Raw genomic sequence first — 18,422 nt, 5'->3', positions numbered from 1 at the left:
CCTCCTAGGCTCCCCCCAAGTTGGGGGTGCAAACGCCTCCTAAGCCTTGACCACCTGGGAGAAGTCCAGCTCCACCGGGGTCTCGCGCCCGAAGATGGTGACCATGACCTTGACCTTGCCCTTTTCCGGGTTGATCTCGGTCACGGTGCCGGTAAAGTCGGCGAAGGGGCCGGAAACCACCCGGACCTGATCCCCCTCCCGGAAGGCCACCTGGGCCTTGGGAGCCTCCTTCTTGCCCAGAAGCCCCGACACCTCCAGGATGTGCCGCACCTCGTCCGGGGAAAGGGGCACCGGCTTATGCCCTGCCCCCACGAAGCCGGTGATGCCCGGGGTGCCCCGCACCACCTCCCAGGCCTCGTTGGGCTCCTCCTCGTCCCCCAGGTCCATCTGCACGAAAAGGTATCCGGGGAAGAGCTTCTTCTTGACGACCTCCTTCTTGCCCCCCTCGCGGAGTTCCACCACCTCCTCCGTGGGGATGAGCACCTGGAAGATCTTGTCCTCCATGCCGAAGGCCTTGACCCGCTTCTCCAGGTTGGCCTTGGCCTTCTCCTCCTGCCCCACGTAGGTGTGGACCGCGTACCATTCAATGCTCATCGCACAAGCCCTATCAGGAACCGGAAGACGAGATCGTAGAATCCCAAGATCACCATGGCCACCACGGTGAAGACCAGAATAGCCTGGGTACCCTCCACGATCTGCTCCCGCGTGGGCCAGGTAACCCGGGCGAGCTCGGCCCGGGCTTCCTGGAAGTAGCGAACAATCCGGGTAAACATCAGACCTTCACTTCCTTGTGCACCGTGTGCTTATCGCACCAGGGGCAGTACTTCTTCAGCTCCAGCTTGGTGGTGGTGTTGCGCTTGTTCTTCTCGGTGGCGTAGTTGCGGCGCTTACACTCGGTGCACTCCAGGAGGATTTTGATGCGGACTTCGCTGGCCATGGTTCACCTCCTTTCCTCGAGGGGCGGCTAGCCGCCCCCAAGCTTACTCCAGGATCTTGGTGACCACGCCGGCGCCCACGGTCCGCCCACCCTCACGAATGGCAAACCGCAATCCCTCCTCCAGCGCCACCGGCTTGATCAGCTCCACCGTAAACGTCACGTTGTCCCCCGGCATCACCATCTCCACCCCAGAGGGCAACTCCACCACCCCCGTCACATCCGTCGTCCGAAAGTAAAACTGCGGACGGTACCCAGAAAAAAACCCCGTGTGCCGCCCGCCCTCCTCCTTCTTCAAGATGTACACCGAGGCCTCAAACTTCGTGTGCGGCGTAATGCTCCCGGGCTTCGCCAGCACCTGGCCCCGCTCCACTTCCTCCCGGCTTACACCCCGGAGTAGCAAACCCACGTTGTCCCCAGCAATCCCCTCCTGCAGCGTCTTACGGTGCATCTCCACACCCGTCACCACCGTCTTCCGCGTCTCAGGAGCCAGGCCCACAATCTCCACCTCGTCCCCAACCTTCACCTTCCCACGCTCAATACGACCCGTGGCCACCGTCCCACGACCCGTGATCGTAAACACGTCCTCCACCGGCATCAAGAACGGCTTGTCCACGTCCCGCACCGGCGTGGGAATGTACTCGTCAATCGCGTCCAACAACTCCCAAATCTTATCCACCCACTCGTTCTCCCCACGCTTCGTCTGGGGGTTCTTGTGCATCTGCTCCAGCGCCAGCAGCGCGCTCCCGCGAATCACCGGAACCTCGTCCCCAGGAAATTCGTACTGGTTCAGGAGGTCCCGCACCTCCATCTCCACCAGGTCCAGAAGTTCCGGGTCGTCCACCATGTCCACCTTGTTCATGAACACCACGATGTACGGCACACCCACCTGGCGAGCCAGCAAAATGTGCTCCCGCGTCTGCGGCATCGGTCCGTCCGCCGCCGACACCACCAGAATCGCCCCGTCCATCTGTGCCGCACCCGTGATCATGTTCTTGATGTAGTCCGCGTGCCCGGGGCAGTCCACGTGCGAATAGTGCCGCTTCGCCGTCTCGTATTCCACATGCGCCGTGTTGATGGTAATCCCCCGCGCACGCTCCTCCGGCGCCTTGTCAATCTCCCCGTAGTCCTTCACCTCCACGTTCGGGTTCTCCGCCGCCGCCACAAACGTCAAAGCCGCCGTCAGCGTCGTCTTCCCGTGGTCCACGTGCCCAATCGTCCCCACATTAACGTGAGGCTTCGTACGGATAAACTCGCCCTTGGCCATGGTTCCTCCTTCTTTCTTGCACGCAAAAGCCGCCCTGGGGGCCTTAAGCCCAGGGCAGACAAAAAGATGGAGCTCGCGGCCGGGCTCGAACCGGCGACCTCACCCTTACCAAGGGTGTGCTCTACCTGCTGAGCTACGCGAGCTCGTGGAGCGGGAGACGGGACTCGAACCCGCGACCCTCGGCTTGGGAAGCCGATGCTCTACCAACTGAGCTACTCCCGCATGGGGGTGTGCTGGGCACACCTTTGGTGGGCAGGGCTGGATTCGAACCAGCGAAGGCGTGCGCCAACGGTTTTACAGACCGTCCCCTTTGGCCGCTCGGGCACCTGCCCACGCCCGCTTGGAGCCACCCAGGGGAGTTGAACCCCCAACCCCCCGATTACAAGTCGGGTGCTCTGCCTGTTGAGCTAGGGTGGCAGGACGGGGGATAGGACCCTGTCCGAGGGAATAGGCTAGCACACCCACAGGTGAGTGTCAAGATAAAGGCATGCGCATCGTACCTTTTGGCGCCGCTCGGGAGGTCACGGGAAGCTGCCACCTCCTCTTGGCCGAGGGCAGGAGGGTCCTCCTGGATTGCGGCATGTTCCAGGGGCGCGAGGAAGAGAAGAACCACGCCCCTTTTGGCTTTGACCCCCAGGCGGTGGACGCCGTGGTCCTCACCCACGCCCACCTGGATCACGTGGGCCGTCTGCCCAAGCTTTTCCGGGAGGGGTATAGGGGGCCGGTCTACGCCACCCAGGCCACCTTCTTGTTGATGCAGATCATCCTCCAGGACGCCCTAAAGGTCATGGAAACCCCCTTTTTCGAGGAGGAGGATGTGGAGGAAGCCCTCCGCCACGTCCGCCTCCTGGAGTTTGGGGAATGGCTCAGGCTGGGGGACCTTACCCTCACCTTCGGCCAGGCAGGGCACCTTCCGGGAAGCGCCTTCGTGGTGGTCCAGGGGGAGGGGAAGACCCTGGTCTATAGCGGGGACCTGGGCAACCGGCAAAAGACCGTCCTCCCCGACCCCTCCCTGCCTCCCAGGGCGGATCTGATCCTCTGCGAGGGCACCTACGGGGACCGGCCCCACCGCTCCTTCGCCGCCACGGTGCAGGAGTTTTTGGAGATCCTGGAACGAACCCTGGGCCAAGGCGGCAAGGTCTTCATCCCCTCCTTTGCCGTGGAGCGCGCCCAGGAAATCCTCTTCCTCCTCTACGAAAACGGCCACCGCCTGCCCGAGGCCCCCATCTACCTGGACTCCCCCATGGCCGAGCGGGTCCTTGACCTCTATCCCCGGCTGGTGCGCTACTTCAGCGAGGAGGTGCAGGCCTACTTCCTGGCGGGGAAGAATCCCTTCCGCCCCCGGGGGCTTCGGGTGGTGGAAAGCGTGGAGGAATCCAAGGCCCTAAACCGCGAGCCCGGCCCCATGGTGATCATCGCGGGAAGCGGCATGCTCACCGGGGGGCGGATCCTCCACCACCTGAAGCACGGCCTTTCCGATCCCAAGAACACCCTGGTCTTCGTGGGCTACCAGCCTCGAGGGGGCCTGGGAGCCGAGATCATCCAAAGGCCCGAGCGCATCCGCCTCCTGGGGCAGGAGATACCCCTTAGGGCCAGCGTCCACACCCTGGGCGGCTTCTCGGGGCATGCGGGGCAGGACGAGCTTCTGGACTGGCTGGAAGGGCAACCCCGGGTAGCCCTGGTGCACGGGGAGGAGGAGAAGCTAGGGGAGCTTCAGCGGCTTCTCGCCCAGCGGGGCCAGGCAGCCCACCTGGCCACCTTCGGGGAGGCCATCGGGGTTTAAGGCTGGGGCTTAAAGCCGAGCCTCTCCAAAACCATGCGGGTGGCCGGGCTTTTATTTAGGGTGTAAAAGTGCACTCCCTCCACCCCGGCCTCCAAAAGCTCCGCCACCTGGCGGGTGGCGTGCTCCACCCCGATCTCCAGGATGGCCTTGGGATCCTCCTGGTACCTTTCCAGCCTGGAAAGAAGGGGCCCGGGGATGCTGGCCCCGCAGACCTCGGTGAAGCGGCGGAGCTGGGTGTAGCTGGTGATGGGCATGATGCCGGGGAGGATGGGGATTGCTATGCCCATCCTCCTGGCCCTTTCCAGGAAGCCGAAGTAGTGGGCGTTGTTGAAGAAAAGCTGGGTGATGGCGAAGTCCAGCCCCGCTTCCACCTTGGCCTTGAAATGGCGCAGGTCGGCCTCGAGGCTCTCGCTTTCCGGATGCCCCTCGGGGTAGGCGGCCCCGCCCACGGAGAGCCCCTCCCCGTAGCGGGTGCGAATATGGGCCACCAGCTCGGAAGCGTAGCGGAACCCCTCGGGATGGGGTCTAAAGGCCCGTTCCCCTTGGGGAGGATCGCCCCTAAGGGCCAGGATGTTCTCCACCCCCGCCTCGACAAAGCGGTCCAGGACCTCCGCCACCTCCTTCCGGCTTTGCCCGGCCACGGTGAGGTGGGCGAGGGCGTTTAGCTTTAGGCCCAGGATCCGCTTCGCCCAGAGGACGCTCCTTTCCCGGGTGCTCCCCATGGCCCCGTAGGTGATGGAGACGAAGGCGGGCCGGAAGGCCTTGAGCTCCTCCATGGTGCGGAAAAGGGCCTCCTCCCCTTCCGGGGTCTTGGGGGGGAAGAACTCAAAGGAGAAAAGGGGCCCCTTGCGCGCCTTTAGGAGGTCCCGTATTTTCATGCGCTAGAGTGTAGCCCCTCCCCTCCCCCTGGTCAAGGTGGCAAAATAAGGGTATGGTAGAGGTTCCGGAAATCCCCAAGGTGGAAGGCCTGGAGCTTCCCGCCAGGGAAACCGCCTTGATCGTGGTGGACATGCAAAACGACTTCGCCCACCCTCAAGGTGCCCTTTTCGTGCCCGATGCTCCCAAAAGCGTTCCGGCCATCCGGCTTCTTCTGGAAAGGGCGCGGCAGGCAGGGGCAAGGGTGGTCTACACCCAGGACTGGCACCGGGAGGACGACCCCGAGTTCCAGATCTGGCCCCGGCATGCGGTGGCGGGCACCTGGGGGGCAGAGATCCTGGAGGACCTCCGCCCGGAGCCGAGGGACCTAATCATCCAGAAGGTGCGCTACGACGCCTTCTACGGCACTCCTCTGGACCATTACCTGCACCTTTGGGGGGTAAAGCACGTGGTGGTGACGGGCACCGTGGCCAACATCTGCGTGCTCCACACCGCTGGCTCCGCCGCCCTTCGCTGGTACCGGGTGGTCCTCCCGGAGGACGCCACCAGCGCCCTTACCCCCTTCGACCTCCAGGCGGCCTTGCGCCAGGTCACCTTCCTCTACCAGGGCAAGGTGACCCGGGCCGAAGGGGTGCGCTTTGTTTGAGCATCCGGTCCTGGCGGAGTTCTACCGCCGCTTTGGCCCTGCCCCCTTCCTACCCCATGCGGCACCCCGAGAAGAACCCTTCAAGGTGCTGGCGGAAAGCATCGTGGCCCAGCAGCTTTCGGGCAAAGCCGCCGCCGCCATCAGCGCCCGGCTTTGGTCCAGGGTAGAGCCCCATCCTGAAGCCCTCCTCCAGGTATCCCCCGCTATCCTCCGCCAGGCGGGGCTCTCCCACGCCAAGGCCCAGGCCCTTCGGGACCTAGCCGCCAGGAGCCTGGAAGGGCTTCTGGACGGGTTGGACTCCCTGGAGGACGAGGCGGTCAAGGAGAGGCTTCTCCAGGTACGAGGCATAGGCCCCTGGACGGTGGATATGTTCCTCATGTTCGGCCTGAGGCGGCCCGATGTCTGGCCCGTGGGGGACCTTGGTCTACGCCGGGCAGCCAAGGCGCTCTTCGATGTGGAAGCCCTGGGGCTTCCCGCCTTCGGCGAGCCCTTCCGGCCCTACCGTAGCCACCTGGCTTGGTACCTATGGCGAACCCTGGACTAATCCCCTTGGCCCAGGCAGAAGGCCAGGGGGAGGTTCTCCTCCTAAGGCAGGCCCAGGAGCTGGGTTTCCCCGTGGGGGGAACCTGGGTGGTGGGGCTTTGGGAGGAGTTTGCCCGCCTCAACAACCTGGCCGAGCGCATCGCGTGGCTTTTTCAGGGGGTCTTTGGCGTGCGCATAGACGAGGAAAGGTTGCTGCTGGCGGCGGAGGAGGCAAAACGGGCCGTGCGGGAAAGCTACCTCCTCCCTGAGCGGGCTGAAGCCTTCCTGGAAACCCTCGAGGGCAAGGGACCCTTCCTCGTCCGCCGGGCAGGGGAAGGAACCTACCACCTGGCCCGGAACCCACAGGAGGCCCTTTTCGCTGTGAAGCGGCTTTGGGCTGAAGCCTTCCGGGTGGAAGCCATCCTGGAACGCTATCCCGCCCTTTTTCCCTCAGCCCTGACCGTTCTGGTGCAGGAGGTGACCACCTTCCCTCCACTGGAAGGTGGGCTCCTGGAGGATCCCTTCCTCTCCCTGGACCTGTCCCAGGCCCTGGGGCAAAGGGTGGTCGCCTACACCTGGGAGGGAACCCTTCTTCGGATAGAATCGGTACATGGTGGATAGCCACGTCCACACCCCTCTTTGCGGCCATGCCCAGGGGGCTCCGGGGGAGTACCTCTTTTACACCCGGAAAGCAGGCTTGAAGGGCCTGGTCTTCACCGACCACAGCCCCATGCCCTCCTGGTACGATCCCATGAGCCGCATGCGCCTCGAGGCCCTGCCCTTTTACCTCCTGGCCCTGGAGAAAATCCGGGAGGATCACCCAGACCTCTACGTGGGGATCGGTCTGGAAGCCGACTTCCACGAGGGCACGGAGGAGTTCGTGCGGACCCTGCTTAAAGGCTACCCCTTCGACTACGTGATCGGCAGCGTCCACTACCTGGGGGCCTGGCCCCTGGACCATCCCGACCACCAGGAGGAGTACACCTGGCGGGACCTGAAGGAGATCTTCCAGGCCTACTTCCAGGAGGTGGAAAAAGCGGCAAGAAGCGGCCTCTTTCACGCCATCGGCCACCTGGACCTGCCCAAGAAGTTCGGCCACCGCCTTCCAGAAGAAGCCCTTGTGGAGCTGGCCGAACCCGCCCTTAGGGCCATTGCGGAGGAGGGGCTTTTCCTGGACGTGAACACCGCCGGGCTTCGGAACCCGGCCCAGGAGATCTACCCGGCCCCCGCCCTCCTACGGCGGGCCCGGGAGCTCGGGATCGGGGTGGTGCTGGGCTCCGACGCCCACCGCCCCCCCCAGGTGGGGTACGCCTTCAAGGAGGCGGTGGATCTTCTCCTCAACCTCGGATACCAAGAGGCCCATTACTTCCAGGGAGGCAGGGCCCAAGCCTACCCCCTATCCAGGGCCTCGTAAACCTGGTTCCTCAACGCGCCCAGGTCCAGGTCATCCCGCCGCCCCGAGGCCTTCTCGTAGGCCCGCACCGCCGCCACCAGCCGGGAAAAGGCCTCGGCGCAGGGATCAGGGGCGGGGGCCTCGTACTCCATAAAGGTGACCCGCTCGTAATCCTCGGCGTACTCCTCCTCCTCCGCCTTCACGCATTCCCAGTAACGGCGCAAGGCCTCCTCCACATCCAGGCGGGCTTGCTCCAGAGCCGTCATCCTTCCCTCCCTCCTTTCCGGCTTTGGAACCTCAGGCTCGCGGCGGGGATGGGACCCTCCTGAAAGCGCTCCTCCCGCCAGGGGTCGCCCCGGAAGTGGTAGCCCAGCTTTTCCCAAAACCCCAGCTCCAAGTGGTCCAGAAGCTCAATGCCCCGCACCCACTTGGCGCTTTTCCAGGCGTAGAGGTGGGGCACCACCAGGCGCACCGGCCCACCCCGCTCCAAAGGCAAGGGCTTGTCGAAAAGGGTATGGGCGAGGAGGACATCCTCCCGCAGGAGGTCCTCCAGGAAGAGGTTGGTGGTGTAGCCCCCGTAGCTGTGAACCAAGGCGGCCACCGCCTGGGGCTTGGGCTTGGCCCTCAGCAAAAGGTCCCTCATCCGCACCCCCCGCCAGGCCACATCCAGGCGGCTCCAGCGGGTGACGCAGTGGAAGTCCCGCACCACCTCCACCTGGGGCAGGCGGAGGAGCTCCGGGTAGGTGAGGGTAAAGGGCTCCTCCACCAGGCCGAAGAGGGAAAACCGCCACTCCTCGGGGGAAACCCTCGGCTCCTCCCCATAGGTGAGGATGGGGAACCGCTCCGTGACCACCTGGCCCGGGGGAATCCTCTCCATACCTTTAGGCTAGACCAGCCCCCGGGGAAAGAAAGCGCCCTGGATCACCGGCTTCGGTAGCGGATAACCTCCACCTTCTCCAGGGTCACCAGCCCCTCCTTCACCATCCCCTCCAATACGGGCAGAAAGGCCCGGATCTTCTCCTCGGTGTCCACGATCTCGATCATGACGGGAAGGTCCTCGGAGAGCTGGAGCACCTTGGCGGTGTGGATGCGGGAGTGGGCACCGAAGCCCATGAAGCCCTTGAACACCGTGGCCCCGGCCAGGCCCTGGCGCTTGGCCTCGAGGACGATGGCTTCATAGAGGGGCCTCCCCCCATGCCGGTCCGACTCCCCCACGAAGATGCGCAGGAGCTTGGCCTCCCCTTCCAGCTTCATACCCCTAGGCTACCAGGGCCCCGCCCAGGCGGTAGCCCAGGAGCACCAGGAAAAGGCCCAGGAAGACGCTGAAAACGACGTATAAAAAAGCCCTCCACGCCTCGCCGTCCTGGATGAGGGCCAGGGTCTCGTAGCTAAAGGTGGAGAAGGTGGTGAACCCCCCCAACACCCCCACCGCCAGGAAGAGGCGCCCCTCCCCGGAAAGGGCCCCCTCCAGGGACAGACGGATCACCACGCCGATGAGGAAACTGCCCAAAGCGTTGATCAAGAGGGTGCTATAGGGGAAGCTGGGCCCGGTAAGGGCCTGTACCCAGGCCCCAAGCCCATAGCGCAAGGCGGAGCCCAAGGCCCCGCCCAAGGCCACCAGGAGATACCGCTCCACCCCCAAAGTATATTGGGACCATGAAGCCCAAGACCCTCTCCCCCATCCTTACCGCCAAAGGGGTTCGCCTGGCCATCGCCGTGGGCCGCTTCAACGAACGGGTGACCAAACTCCTCCTGGAAGGGGCCCTCGAGGCCTACGCCCGCCTGGGCGGAGACCCCGCCGAGGTTCTGGTGGCCTGGGTGCCGGGTTCCTTTGAGCTACCCCTGGTGGCCAAGCGCCTGGCCCTGCGCCCCGACGTGGATGCGGTGGTGGCCTTAGGGGCCGTGGTGCGGGGGGAAACCCCCCATTTCGAGTACGTGGCCGCCCAGGCTGCTTCGGGCCTCATGCAGGCCATGCTTCAGACGGAAAAACCCATCGTCTTCGGCGTCCTCACCACCAACACCCCGGAGGAAGCCCAGGAAAGGGCCGGGGGCAAGGCGGGGAACAAGGGAGCCGAGGCGGTCTTCACCGCCATCGAGATGGTGCGCCTTCTCGAGGCTATTTCCCGGTGATAAGGGCCCGGGCGTAACGCAGGTGCAGGTAGAGGAAGCAACCCAGGCAGAAGCCGAAGGCCAGGTTGACGAAGGCCAGTAGGGCCACCACCAGGGCCAAGGCGTACCCCACCCCCTTGAGCCCAAGAAGAAGGAAGAGGGAGGAAAGCCCCAAAAACACCGCCCCCAAGGTGCGGGCGAAGCGGTGAGGCCTGGGGTCCTCCTCCACCAGCCTGGCCGGGATGCCCAGGGCCCGCTTCAGGGCCACCATCAGATCCCAGGGGGTGTGCTGGCTTACCATGAGGAGGAAAAGGAGATAGACCAGAAGGGGCAGGTCCAAAAGCGCCGCCAGGGGGAGAAGAAGGGTGAGGAGAACCTGGTTGAAGCGGAGCTGGTTCCGGTCCGTCTTCATGGGGTTATAGTATACACCTGAGCCTGTGAAGAATAGGGGTAAAGGCACGCTTTGCGGAACCCCAGGGCACAATAGGGACATGGTTCCCCTCCTCACCACACCCCTGCCCGTGCCCCATGGCTTCACCACCCGCCTGGGCGGGGTTTCCCAAGGACCCTTTCAGAGCCTGAACCTCTCCGCGGCCACCGGGGACGACCCCGAACGGGTGGCCGAGAACCAAAGGCGGGTCCTCTCCCGATTCGGCCATCCTCCCGTGGCCGGGCTCAAGCAGGTGCACGGCACGGAGATCCACCGGGTGGAAGGCCCAGGAGTTTGGGAGGGGGATGGCCTCCTCACCCGCACCCCTGGCCTCCTCCTCAGGGTGGGGGTGGCGGACTGCTACCCCCTTCTGCTTTACCACCCCGAAGGGGCGGTGGCGGCCCTCCATGCAGGCTGGCGGGGAGTGGTGGGAGGGATCCTCCCCCGGGCCTTGGAGCAGCTGGAAAGCCTGGGCCTGGATCCCAAGGAGGTCCACCTGGCCATCGGCCCCGGCATCGGAGGCCGGTGCTACCAGGTGGGAGAAGAAGTGGCGGAGCGGTTTGCCCAAGCGGGCCTCCATACCTTTACCCCGGACCCCAAAGCCCCGGGCAAGTACCTTCTGGATCTGGAAAGGGCCCTCCTCCTTCAGGCGGAAAGGGCCGGGCTTTCCCGGGAAAGGATCTACCGGGTAGGCCTATGCACCCACTGCGAACCCACCCTCTTCTCCCACCGCCGCGACCAGGGGAAGACGGGACGGATGTGGGGACTCGTCATGCTCCCCCGTTAAGGGCCTGTTCACCCCGCCGTGCCACAATAAGGCTATGCTCTTCCCCCGGGCGGTCCTGCCCTCCCTCCTCCACCTAACCCCGAAGTGGCTCGAGGAACGGGGCCTAAAGGGGGTGATCCTGGACCTGGACAACACCCTTTTGCCCTACGGGGAGGAGGAACCCTTGCCCGAGCACCAAGCCTGGCTGGAGGCCTTAAAGGCCGAGGTTCCCGTCTACCTCCTCTCCAACGCCCTCCCCGACCGCTTCGCCCGGATCCAAGGAAGGCTTGGCCTTCCCGGCCACGCCCCAGCCCTCAAACCCTGGCTTGGATTTCAAAGGGCCCTGAAGGCCCTGGGGCTTCCTCCCCAGGAGGTGGCGGTGGTGGGGGACCAGATCTTCACCGATGTCCTTGGGGGCAACCTGGTGGGAGCCTATACTGTTTTGGTACCCCCCTTGCGGGAAAGGGAATTCTTTTACACCCGTTTCATACGGATGCTGGAGACTCCATTCAGAAGACCACGGGGAGGATTGGGATGAGCGTGCTCACCATCGGGGACAAACGGCTAGGTGCCATCCTATTGGATGCCGGCCTCCTCACCGACGAGGAGCTGCAGATGGCCCTGGAGAAGCACCGGGAGGTGGGGGGTTCCTTGGCCGAGGTCATCGTGGACTCGGGGCTGCTTTCGGAACGGCGGATCGCTCAGGCCATCGAGGACCACTTCGGCATCCCCCTGGTGGAGCTTCACACCCTGGAGATCCCTCCCAAGGTGAAGGCCCTCCTGCCGGCGGAGAAGGCCAAGGAACTCCAGGCCATCCCCTTCGCCCTGGACGAGGAGGCAGGAGTGGTGCGGGTGGCCTTCGTGAACCCCCTGGACACCTTGGCCCTCGAGGAGGTGGAGGACCTCACCGGGATGGTGGTGGAACCCTACCAGGCCACCAAAAGCGCCTTCCTCTACGCCCTGGCCAAGAACTACCCCGAGCTCAACCTGCCCCTACCCCCTCCCCCCAGCGGCCCCAGCCGGGAGGAGCTCAAGGTGGGCGAGCTTCTGGTGGAAAAGGGCCTCCTGGACCGGAACACCCTGGAGGAAGCCCTGGTGGAGCAGGAAAAGACCGGGGATCTCCTGGGCCGCATCCTGGTGCGCAAGGGGCTACCCGAGGAAGTCCTCTACCGGGTTTTGGCCGAGCAGAAGGGAATGGAGTTTCTCCCCTCCACCCGGGGCCTATCCCCCGACCCCGCCGCCACCAACCTTCTCCTGCGCTCGGATGCCCTGCGCTATAGCGCCGTGCCCGTGGGGTTCAACAACGGGGAGGTGGAGGTGGTCCTCGCCGATCCCCGGCACAAGGAGGCGGTGGCGGAGCTCCTTGGGCGCCCCGCCCGCTTCCTCCTCACCCTTCCCAAGGAGTGGGAAGCCCTTTTCCACCAGGCCTATCCGGAAAAAAGCCGCCTGGGGGAGGTCCTGGTCCAGGAGGGGCGCCTAAGCCGGGAGGAGTTAAGGGAAGCCCTCGAGGTGCAAAGGCGCCTGCCCAAGGCCAAGCCCCTGGGGGAGATCCTGGTGGAGCTGGGCCTGGCCCGGCCCGAGGACGTGGAGGAAGCCCTGAAGAAGCAACGCCAGGGTGGGGGCCGCCTCGAGGACACCTTGGTGGCCTCGGGCAAACTCAAACCCGAGGCCCTGGCCCAGGCGGTGGCTGCCCAGCTGGGCTACACCTACATCAACCCCGAGGAGAACCCCCCGGACCCCGGGGCCGCCCTCCTCCTCCCCGAGGACCTGGCCCGGCGGTACGGGGTCTTCCCCCACCACCTGGAGGGCAAGACCCTGGTCCTCCTCATGAAGGATCCCAGGAACATCCTGGCCCTGGACGACGTGCGCCTGGCCCTGAAGCGCAAGGGCCTGGCCTACGAGGTTCAGCCCGCCGTGGCCACGGAGGCCGCCATCACCAAGCTCATCGAGCGCTTCTACGGCAAGGAGGAACTGGGCGAGATCGCCAAGGAACTTTCCAAGGGCTACCAGGAGGAGGAGGCCGTCGCCCCCGAGCTGGACGAAAGCGCCGCCCAGAAGTTCGTCAAGCAGGTGATCCGGGAAGCCTACCTGCAGGATGCCTCCGACATCCACATAGAACCCCGGCAGTCCGATGTGCTGGTGCGCCTCCGCATCGACGGCACCCTGCGCCAGTACACCACCCTGCCCAAGGGGGCCCTAAACTCCATCATCAGCGTGGTCAAGATCATGGGCGGCCTCAACATCGCCGAAAGGCGCCTGCCCCAGGACGGGCGGGTGCGCTACCGGGAAGGGGCCATCGACGTGGACCTCCGCCTCTCCACCCTGCCCACGGTCTACGGGGAAAAGGCGGTGATGCGCCTTTTGAAGAAGGCCGCCGACATCCCCGAGATCGAGGGCCTGGGCTTCGCTCCCGGGGTCTTTGAGCGCTTCCAGGAGGTGATCTCCAAGCCCTACGGCATCTTCCTCATCACCGGGCCCACCGGAAGCGGCAAAAGCTTCACCACCTTCTCCATCCTCAAGCGCATCGCCACCCCAGACAAGAACACCCAGACCATCGAGGATCCCGTGGAGTACGAGATCCCCGGCATCAACCAGACCCAGGTGAACCCCCAGGCGGGCCTCACCTTTGCCCGGGCCCTCAGGGCCTTCCTCAGGCAGGACCCGGACATCATCATGGTGGGAGAGATCCGGGACTCGGAAACCGCCAAGATCGCCACCGAGGCCGCCCTCACCGGCCACCTGGTCATCGCCACCCTGCACACCAACGACGCCGCCCAGGCCATCACCCGCCTGGACGAGATGGGGGTGGAGCTTTTCAATATCTCCGCCGCCCTCATCGGGGTCCTTTCCCAGCGCCTGGTGCGAAGGATCTGCGACCACTGCAAGGTGGAGGTGAAGCCCGATCCCGAGGTCCTGCACCGCCTGGGCCTGAGCGAAAAGGAGCTCCAGGGGGCCAAGCTCTTTAGGGGCATGGGGTGCGAGCGTTGTGGCGGTACCGGGTACAAGGGACGCTACGCCATCCACGAGCTACTGGTGGTGGACGACGAGATCCGCCACGCCATCGTGGCCGGCAAGTCGGCCACGGAGATCAAGGAGATCGCCAGGAAAAAGGGTATGAAAACCCTGCGGGAGGACGGCATCTACAAGGCCTTCCAGGGAATCACCACCCTCGAGGAGGTCCTGGCACGTACCATTGAGTAAAGGAGTGAACTATGGCCAAAGCACCGGATATCGTGGATCTTCTGACCCTGGCGGCGGATCGGGGGGCCAGCGATTTGGTGATCACCGTGGGCCTTCCCCCCATGATCAAGGTGGACGGGGAGTTCCACCCCACGGAGTACGAAACCCTCTCCCCCCAGGACACCCGCCGGCTGATGTACGCCCTCATGGACGAGAAGCAGCAGCGGATCTTTGAGGAGGAAAAGGAGCTGGACTTCTCCTTCAGCCTCCCGGGAAAAGGGCGCTACCGGGTGAACGTCTTCCTGCAACGGGGAAGCGTGGGAGGGGTCTTGAGGGTGGTGCCCGCCACCATCAAGAGCTTTGAGGAGCTGGGCCTGCCCAAGAACATCGCCGAGATCGCCATGGCCCCAAGGGGCCTGGTCCTGGTCACGGGGCCCACCGGGTCGGGGAAGAGCACCACCCTGGCCTCCATGATCGACTACATCAACGAACGCAAGCCCGTGCACATCGTGACCATTGAGGATCCCATAGAGTTTTTCCACAAGCACAAAAAGGCCATCGTCAACCAGCGGGAGATCGGCTCCGATACCCACGGCTTCCACAAGGCGCTTAGGAGCGTTCTCCGCCAGGCCCCGGACGTGATCCTGGTGGGGGAGATGCGGGACTACGAGACCATCGCCGCCGCCATCACCGCCGCGGAAACCGGGCACTTGGTCATGGGGACCCTGCACACCAACTCCGCCCCCGAAACCATCGACCGCATCATCGACGTCTTCCCGGAAAACCAGCAGGAGCAGGTGCGGGTGCAGCTTTCCAACAACCTGGTGGCGGTGCTCACCCAGCAGCTTCTGCCCAAGGCCTTCGGGGGCGGAAGGGTCTTGGCCTACGAGCTCATGATCGCCACCCCTGCGGTAAGGGCCTTGATCCGGGAGGGCAAAAGCCACCAGCTCCGGAGCGTCATCCAGACCGGGGGCCAGTACGGGATGATCACCATGGATGCCTGCCTGGCGGATCTCTACCGGCGCAAGCTGATCACCTACGAGATGGGCTTGAGCCGGGCGGTGGACCCCAAGGAGTTCATGCGCCTGGCCGGGGTGCAGGAGGGGAGCAAGCGCCCTTAAGTACCCAGGGGGCTTGGTAAACTTTAGGCCATGTACGAGGCGGCCATCGGCCTCGAGGTCCACCTGCACTTAAAGACCCGGACCAAGGCCTTCTGCGGGTGCCAGGCCGATTATTTCGGCGCCCCGCCCAACACCCACACCTGCCCCGTGTGCCTGGGGTTACCCGGGGCCCTGCCCGTGCCCAACAAGAAGGCGGTGGAGTTCGGGCTCAGGCTGGCCCTGGCCCTGGGAAGCCGGATTCCGGAGAGGCTGGTCTTCCATCGCAAGAACTACTTCTACCCCGACCTGCCCAAGAACTACCAGATCAGCCAGTATGACCTCCCCCTGGGCCAGGGAGGTAGCCTCCCCTTGGGGGAAAGGACCGTGCGCATCAAGCGCCTCCACCTGGAGGAGGATGCCGGGAAAAGCCTCCACCTGGAGGACCGCACCCTTCTGGACCTGAACCGGGCGGGAAGCCCCTTGATCGAGCTCGTCACCGAACCCGACCTCAAAAGCCCCGAGGAAGCCCGGCTTTTCCTGCAACGCATCCAAGCCTTGGTCCAGACCCTAGGCATCTCCGAGGCCAGCCCCGAGGAAGGGAAAATGAGGGCCGACGTGAACGTTTCCGTGCGCCGCGCGGGGGAGCCTTTGGGCACCAAGGTAGAGATCAAAAACCTGAACTCCTTTAAGAGCGTGCAGCGGGCCCTGGAGTACGAGATCCGCCGCCAAACCGAGATCCTGAGGCGGGGGGAGAGGGTCAAACAGGCCACCATGGGCTTTGAGGAGGGAAGCGGCAAGACCTACCCCATGCGCACCAAGGAGGAGGAGGCGGACTACCGCTATTTCCCCGAGCCCGACATCCCCCCGGTGCCCATTTCCCGGGAGTGGCTGGAGGCCATCCGGCAAGACCTCCCCGAACTCCCCTGGGAAAAGGAAGGGCGCTACCAGGCCCTGGGGATCAAGACCCAGGACGCCGAGGTCCTGGCCTACACCCCTTCCCTGGCCCGCTTCCTGGACCAAGCCCTAAGCCTGGGCCAAGCCTCCCCCCAGGCCCTGGCCAACTGGCTTCTGGCGGACGTGGCCGGGCTCTTGAACGAGCGGGGGCTTACCCTGGAGCAGACCCGCCTTACCCCGGAAGGCCTCGCCCGCCTGGTGGCCCTCTTTGAGCGGGGGGAGATCACCAGCCGGGTGGTCAAGGAGCTTCTGCCCGAAGTGCTGGAGGGCAAGGATCCCGAGGCCCTGGTGCGGGAGCGGGGCCTAAGGGTGGTGGCGGACGAGGGAGCCTTGAGGGCCGTGGTGACCGAGGTGATCGCCGCCATGCCCGAGGCGGCAGAAAGCGTGCGCCAGGGGAAGCTCAAAGCCCTGGACGCCCTTTTGGGCCAGGTGATGCGGAGGACCAAGGGCCAGGCCAAGCCCGATCTGGTGCGAAGGCTTCTCCTCGAGGCCCTTGGGGTAGGATGAGGCCGATGCGTTACGAGGAAGCCGGGGTGCACATCGAGGCCAAGGCGGAAGCCCTGAAAAGGGCCAAGGAGGCCATTGCCGCCACCTATACCCCCAGGGTGTTACGGGGGCTTGGAGCCTTTGGGGGGCTTTTCGACGCCGGGGGGCTAAAGGAAATGAAGGAGCCCGTCCTGGTGGCCACCACGGACGGGGTGGGCACCAAGACCCTCTTGGCCCTCCAGGTGGGCAATGTGTCCGGGCTGGGCTTTGACCTGGTGAACCACTCCGTGAACGACCTCCTGGCCCAGGGGGCCCTGCCCCTCTTCTTCATGGACTACCTGGCGGCAAGCCGCCTGGAGGAGGAGGTGCTCTCCGCGCTCCTCACCTCCCTGGCCGAGGCTTGCAAGGCCCTGGGCATTCCCCTTCTGGGCGGGGAAACCGCCGAGATGCCCGGGGTCTACCGGGAAGGGGCCTGGGATGTGGTGGGCACCCTGGTGGGTGTGGTGGAGAAGGAGGAGATCCTGGGCCCGGAAAGGGTCCGGGAAGGGGATCTCCTCCTGGCCCTTCCCTCCTCCGGCCCCCACACCAACGGCTACTCCCTGATCCGGAAGGTGGTGGAGGGGCTGGACCTCGAGGCGCCTGTACCCGAGCTTGGGGAAAGCCTAAAAGAAGCCCTCCTCCGCCCCCACCGGGCTTACCTCAAGGAGTTCCTAACGCTTAGGGAAGCTGGGGTGAGGATCCACGCCATCGCCCACATCACCGGGGGCGGCCTCCCGGAAAACCTGCCCCGGGCTCTTCCCGAGGGCCTGGGAGCGGAGATCCGAAAGGGAAGCTGGCCCATTCCCCCCATCTTCCCCTACCTGCAACGCCTGGGAAACATACCGGAGGAGGAGATGTACCGGGTCTTCAACATGGGCCTTGGGCTGATCCTGGTCCTGCCGGAAAAGGAGGCCCAGAGGGCCCAGGACCTGGTGGAAAGCTTCCCGGTGGGACGGGTAGTGGCAGGCTCCGGGGTTCGGCTGGTATGAAAGAGCTCTGGCTCATCCGCCACGGGGAAACCGAGTGGAACGTCAAGAAGCGCTTCCAGGGCCACCTGGATGTACCCCTCTCCCCTGCGGGGATCGGCCAGGCCTTCCGCCTGGCCCAGCGCCTTTCCCGAAGCCAGCTTCCCTTTCACGGGCTTTACGCCTCCGACCTCCGCCGGGCCCGGGAAACCGCTGAGCCCCTGGCGGCGGTGCTGGGCCTTCCCTTGGAAACCACCCCCCTTTTGCGGGAAATCGACGTGGGTGCCCTGGCCGGCCTGAGCCGGGAGGAAGCGGAGGCCCGGTACCCCGAGTTCATCCGGGCTGCCCAAAGGGATCCCTGGCATACCCCCCGCCCTGGTGGGGAAAGCATGGCGGACTTAGCCCGGCGCCTGGAGGCATTCCTCGAAACCCTCCCAGCTGGCCGGCACCTCCTGGTGACCCATGGGGGCGTGATCCGCGCCGCCTTGAAGATGGCCCTGGACCTCGAGGGCGACGCCTGGCGGCGCTTCCACATCCCCAACACCTCCATCACCCGGATCCTTCTGCCCGAGCGGGAGGTCCTCGCCGTTTCCGATAGCGCCCATTTGGAAACCTGGGCCGACTGGCTCTCCGACGAAAGCGTCAAATGAAAAACCCCCAGGCATAAGCCTGGGGGTTGGTGTGGAGCGGGAGACGGGACTTGAACCCGCGACCCCGACCTTGGCAAGGTCGTGCTCTACCAACTGAGCTACTCCCGCATGGAAAAAATCCCCCGCACCGACCTACTCTCCCAGGACCCTGCGGTCCCAGTACCATCGGCGCTGGCGCGTTTCACTTCCGTGTTCGGAATGGGAACGGGTGGTTCCACGCCGCTATGGGCACGGGGGATTCTCGTGTTTTGCTTTTCAAAATCCCACGCCGCCTTCGGGCGGCAGGGGATCCAGGCTGGGGTGGTCATCAGGGCAAAAAGGG

The 18,422-nt window shown here is 64.9% G+C and carries 23 protein-coding genes, 5 tRNA genes and 1 rRNA gene; 13 read left to right on the top strand and 16 right to left on the bottom strand.

The window, feature by feature from the left end:
* Nucleotides 1–39: 39 nt before the first annotated feature.
* From nusG to AC27GT_RS00110, 8 genes are all read right to left on the bottom strand, one after another.
* Nucleotides 40–594 (bottom strand): transcription termination/antitermination protein NusG, encoded by a 555-nt coding sequence (gene nusG / locus AC27GT_RS00145; protein WP_038029241.1) that lies wholly within the window; start codon nt 592–594, stop codon nt 40–42.
* Nucleotides 591–773: a preprotein translocase subunit SecE gene (gene secE, locus AC27GT_RS00140; RefSeq protein WP_015716106.1), complete on the bottom strand. Its 183-nt coding sequence runs from the start codon at nt 771–773 to the stop codon at nt 591–593. The genes nusG and secE overlap by 4 nt, the downstream gene beginning before the upstream one ends.
* Nucleotides 773–937 carry a 50S ribosomal protein L33 gene (gene rpmG, locus AC27GT_RS00135; protein WP_015716105.1) on the bottom strand — a complete coding sequence of 55 codons (165 nt, stop codon included), beginning with the start codon at nt 935–937 and terminating at the stop codon, nt 773–775. The genes secE and rpmG overlap by 1 nt, the downstream gene beginning before the upstream one ends.
* A gap of 43 nt (nt 938–980) precedes the next feature.
* The gene (gene tuf / locus AC27GT_RS00130) at nt 981–2,201 is read right to left on the bottom strand and encodes an elongation factor Tu (RefSeq protein WP_015716104.1); all 1,221 of its coding nucleotides are present in this window, start codon (nt 2,199–2,201) and stop codon (nt 981–983) included.
* Nucleotides 2,202–2,268: 67 nt separating this feature from the next.
* Nucleotides 2,269–2,344: transfer RNA gene (locus AC27GT_RS00125), tRNA-Thr, on the bottom strand.
* Between the two features lie 3 nt (nt 2,345–2,347).
* Nucleotides 2,348–2,423, bottom strand: a tRNA-Gly gene (locus tag AC27GT_RS00120).
* 24 nt (nt 2,424–2,447) lie between these two features.
* Nucleotides 2,448–2,533 (bottom strand) — tRNA-Tyr (locus AC27GT_RS00115).
* A gap of 9 nt (nt 2,534–2,542) precedes the next feature.
* Nucleotides 2,543–2,618: transfer RNA gene (locus AC27GT_RS00110), tRNA-Thr, on the bottom strand.
* Nucleotides 2,619–2,688: 70 nt separating this feature from the next.
* Between AC27GT_RS00110 and AC27GT_RS00105 the strand changes: the two genes are divergently transcribed.
* Nucleotides 2,689–3,984, top strand: coding sequence for an MBL fold metallo-hydrolase (locus AC27GT_RS00105; protein WP_054391656.1), 1,296 nt, complete (start codon nt 2,689–2,691; stop codon nt 3,982–3,984).
* On the opposite strand, the gene metF is transcribed toward AC27GT_RS00105, so the two are convergent.
* Nucleotides 3,981–4,862 carry a methylenetetrahydrofolate reductase [NAD(P)H] gene (gene metF / locus AC27GT_RS00100; protein ID WP_054391655.1) on the bottom strand — a complete coding sequence of 294 codons (882 nt, stop codon included), beginning with the start codon at nt 4,860–4,862 and terminating at the stop codon, nt 3,981–3,983. The genes AC27GT_RS00105 and metF overlap by 4 nt on opposite strands.
* 53 nt (nt 4,863–4,915) lie before the next feature.
* Between metF and AC27GT_RS00095 the strand changes: the two genes are divergently transcribed.
* The 4 genes from AC27GT_RS00095 to AC27GT_RS00080 are packed head-to-tail and all read left to right on the top strand — an operon-like array spanning nt 4,916 to nt 7,442.
* Nucleotides 4,916–5,506, top strand: coding sequence for a nicotinamidase (locus AC27GT_RS00095; RefSeq protein WP_054391654.1), 591 nt, complete (start codon nt 4,916–4,918; stop codon nt 5,504–5,506).
* Nucleotides 5,499–6,050, top strand: coding sequence for a DNA-3-methyladenine glycosylase family protein (locus AC27GT_RS00090; RefSeq protein ID WP_015716100.1), 552 nt, complete (start codon nt 5,499–5,501; stop codon nt 6,048–6,050). Before AC27GT_RS00095 ends, AC27GT_RS00090 begins: the two co-directional genes overlap by 8 nt.
* On the top strand, nt 6,032–6,649 hold the full coding sequence (locus AC27GT_RS00085) for a hypothetical protein (protein ID WP_015716099.1): 618 nt from the start codon (nt 6,032–6,034) through the stop codon (nt 6,647–6,649). Before AC27GT_RS00090 ends, AC27GT_RS00085 begins: the two co-directional genes overlap by 19 nt.
* Nucleotides 6,639–7,442 carry a histidinol-phosphatase HisJ family protein gene (locus tag AC27GT_RS00080; RefSeq protein WP_041437982.1) on the top strand — a complete coding sequence of 268 codons (804 nt, stop codon included), beginning with the start codon at nt 6,639–6,641 and terminating at the stop codon, nt 7,440–7,442. The genes AC27GT_RS00085 and AC27GT_RS00080 overlap by 11 nt, the downstream gene beginning before the upstream one ends.
* Here the strand turns inward: AC27GT_RS00080 and AC27GT_RS00075 are convergent.
* From AC27GT_RS00075 to crcB, 4 genes are read right to left on the bottom strand one after another with little or no spacing between them, the layout of a single operon-like run.
* Nucleotides 7,418–7,687 (bottom strand): hypothetical protein, encoded by a 270-nt coding sequence (locus tag AC27GT_RS00075; RefSeq protein ID WP_015716097.1) that lies wholly within the window; start codon nt 7,685–7,687, stop codon nt 7,418–7,420. The genes AC27GT_RS00080 and AC27GT_RS00075 overlap by 25 nt on opposite strands.
* A complete protein-coding gene (locus tag AC27GT_RS00070; RefSeq protein ID WP_015716096.1) occupies nt 7,684–8,298 on the bottom strand; it encodes a sulfite oxidase-like oxidoreductase in 615 nt (204 codons plus the stop codon). The genes AC27GT_RS00075 and AC27GT_RS00070 overlap by 4 nt, the downstream gene beginning before the upstream one ends.
* 44 nt (nt 8,299–8,342) lie before the next feature.
* On the bottom strand, nt 8,343–8,675 hold the full coding sequence (locus AC27GT_RS00065; protein WP_015716095.1) for a DUF190 domain-containing protein: 333 nt from the start codon (nt 8,673–8,675) through the stop codon (nt 8,343–8,345).
* A 4-nt stretch (nt 8,676–8,679) separates the two neighbouring features.
* Complete coding sequence (gene crcB, locus AC27GT_RS00060; RefSeq protein ID WP_038029344.1) at nt 8,680–9,057, bottom strand: fluoride efflux transporter CrcB; 378 nt, start codon at nt 9,055–9,057, stop codon at nt 8,680–8,682.
* Nucleotides 9,058–9,077: 20 nt separating this feature from the next.
* Here crcB and ribH point away from each other — a divergent pair, with 20 nt between their 5' ends.
* A complete protein-coding gene (ribH, locus tag AC27GT_RS00055; RefSeq protein ID WP_015716093.1) occupies nt 9,078–9,551 on the top strand; it encodes a 6,7-dimethyl-8-ribityllumazine synthase in 474 nt (157 codons plus the stop codon).
* Here ribH and AC27GT_RS00050 read toward each other — a convergent pair.
* Nucleotides 9,538–9,942, bottom strand: a complete 405-nt coding sequence (locus tag AC27GT_RS00050) for a DUF4395 family protein (RefSeq protein ID WP_487223324.1) — start codon at nt 9,940–9,942, stop codon at nt 9,538–9,540. The two genes, ribH and AC27GT_RS00050, sit on opposite strands and share 14 nt — an antisense overlap.
* Before the next feature lie 79 nt (nt 9,943–10,021).
* Between AC27GT_RS00050 and pgeF the strand changes: the two genes are divergently transcribed.
* The 7 genes from pgeF to AC27GT_RS00015 are packed head-to-tail and all read left to right on the top strand — an operon-like array spanning nt 10,022 to nt 18,100.
* A complete protein-coding gene (pgeF, locus tag AC27GT_RS00045; protein WP_273107047.1) occupies nt 10,022–10,747 on the top strand; it encodes a peptidoglycan editing factor PgeF in 726 nt (241 codons plus the stop codon).
* A 34-nt stretch (nt 10,748–10,781) separates the two neighbouring features.
* Complete coding sequence (locus AC27GT_RS00040; protein ID WP_487223323.1) at nt 10,782–11,264, top strand: YqeG family HAD IIIA-type phosphatase; 483 nt, start codon at nt 10,782–10,784, stop codon at nt 11,262–11,264.
* Nucleotides 11,261–13,927: a type IV pilus assembly ATPase PilB gene (gene pilB, locus AC27GT_RS00035; RefSeq protein ID WP_487223322.1), complete on the top strand. Its 2,667-nt coding sequence runs from the start codon at nt 11,261–11,263 to the stop codon at nt 13,925–13,927. The genes AC27GT_RS00040 and pilB overlap by 4 nt, the downstream gene beginning before the upstream one ends.
* An 11-nt stretch (nt 13,928–13,938) precedes the next feature.
* Nucleotides 13,939–15,027, top strand: a complete 1,089-nt coding sequence (locus AC27GT_RS00030) for a type IV pilus twitching motility protein PilT (RefSeq protein WP_015716088.1) — start codon at nt 13,939–13,941, stop codon at nt 15,025–15,027.
* A gap of 30 nt (nt 15,028–15,057) precedes the next feature.
* Nucleotides 15,058–16,467 (top strand): Asp-tRNA(Asn)/Glu-tRNA(Gln) amidotransferase subunit GatB, encoded by a 1,410-nt coding sequence (gene gatB / locus AC27GT_RS00025; protein ID WP_015716087.1) that lies wholly within the window; start codon nt 15,058–15,060, stop codon nt 16,465–16,467.
* 5 nt (nt 16,468–16,472) lie between these two features.
* A complete protein-coding gene (gene purM / locus AC27GT_RS00020) occupies nt 16,473–17,474 on the top strand; it encodes a phosphoribosylformylglycinamidine cyclo-ligase (protein ID WP_487223367.1) in 1,002 nt (333 codons plus the stop codon).
* The gene (locus AC27GT_RS00015) at nt 17,471–18,100 is read left to right on the top strand and encodes a histidine phosphatase family protein (RefSeq protein WP_015716085.1); all 630 of its coding nucleotides are present in this window, start codon (nt 17,471–17,473) and stop codon (nt 18,098–18,100) included. The genes purM and AC27GT_RS00015 overlap by 4 nt, the downstream gene beginning before the upstream one ends.
* Before the next feature lie 32 nt (nt 18,101–18,132).
* On the opposite strand, the gene AC27GT_RS00010 is transcribed toward AC27GT_RS00015, so the two are convergent.
* Together AC27GT_RS00010 and rrf are read right to left on the bottom strand one after the other, a co-directional pair.
* Nucleotides 18,133–18,208 (bottom strand) — tRNA-Gly (locus AC27GT_RS00010).
* A gap of 11 nt (nt 18,209–18,219) precedes the next feature.
* Nucleotides 18,220–18,336 (bottom strand): 5S ribosomal RNA (gene rrf, locus AC27GT_RS00005).
* Nucleotides 18,337–18,422: the final 86 nt, after the last annotated feature.

The sequence above is a fragment of the Thermus sp. KWY1 genome (genome assembly GCF_057547025.1).
This window is presented reverse-complemented; position numbering and strand designations above follow the sequence as displayed.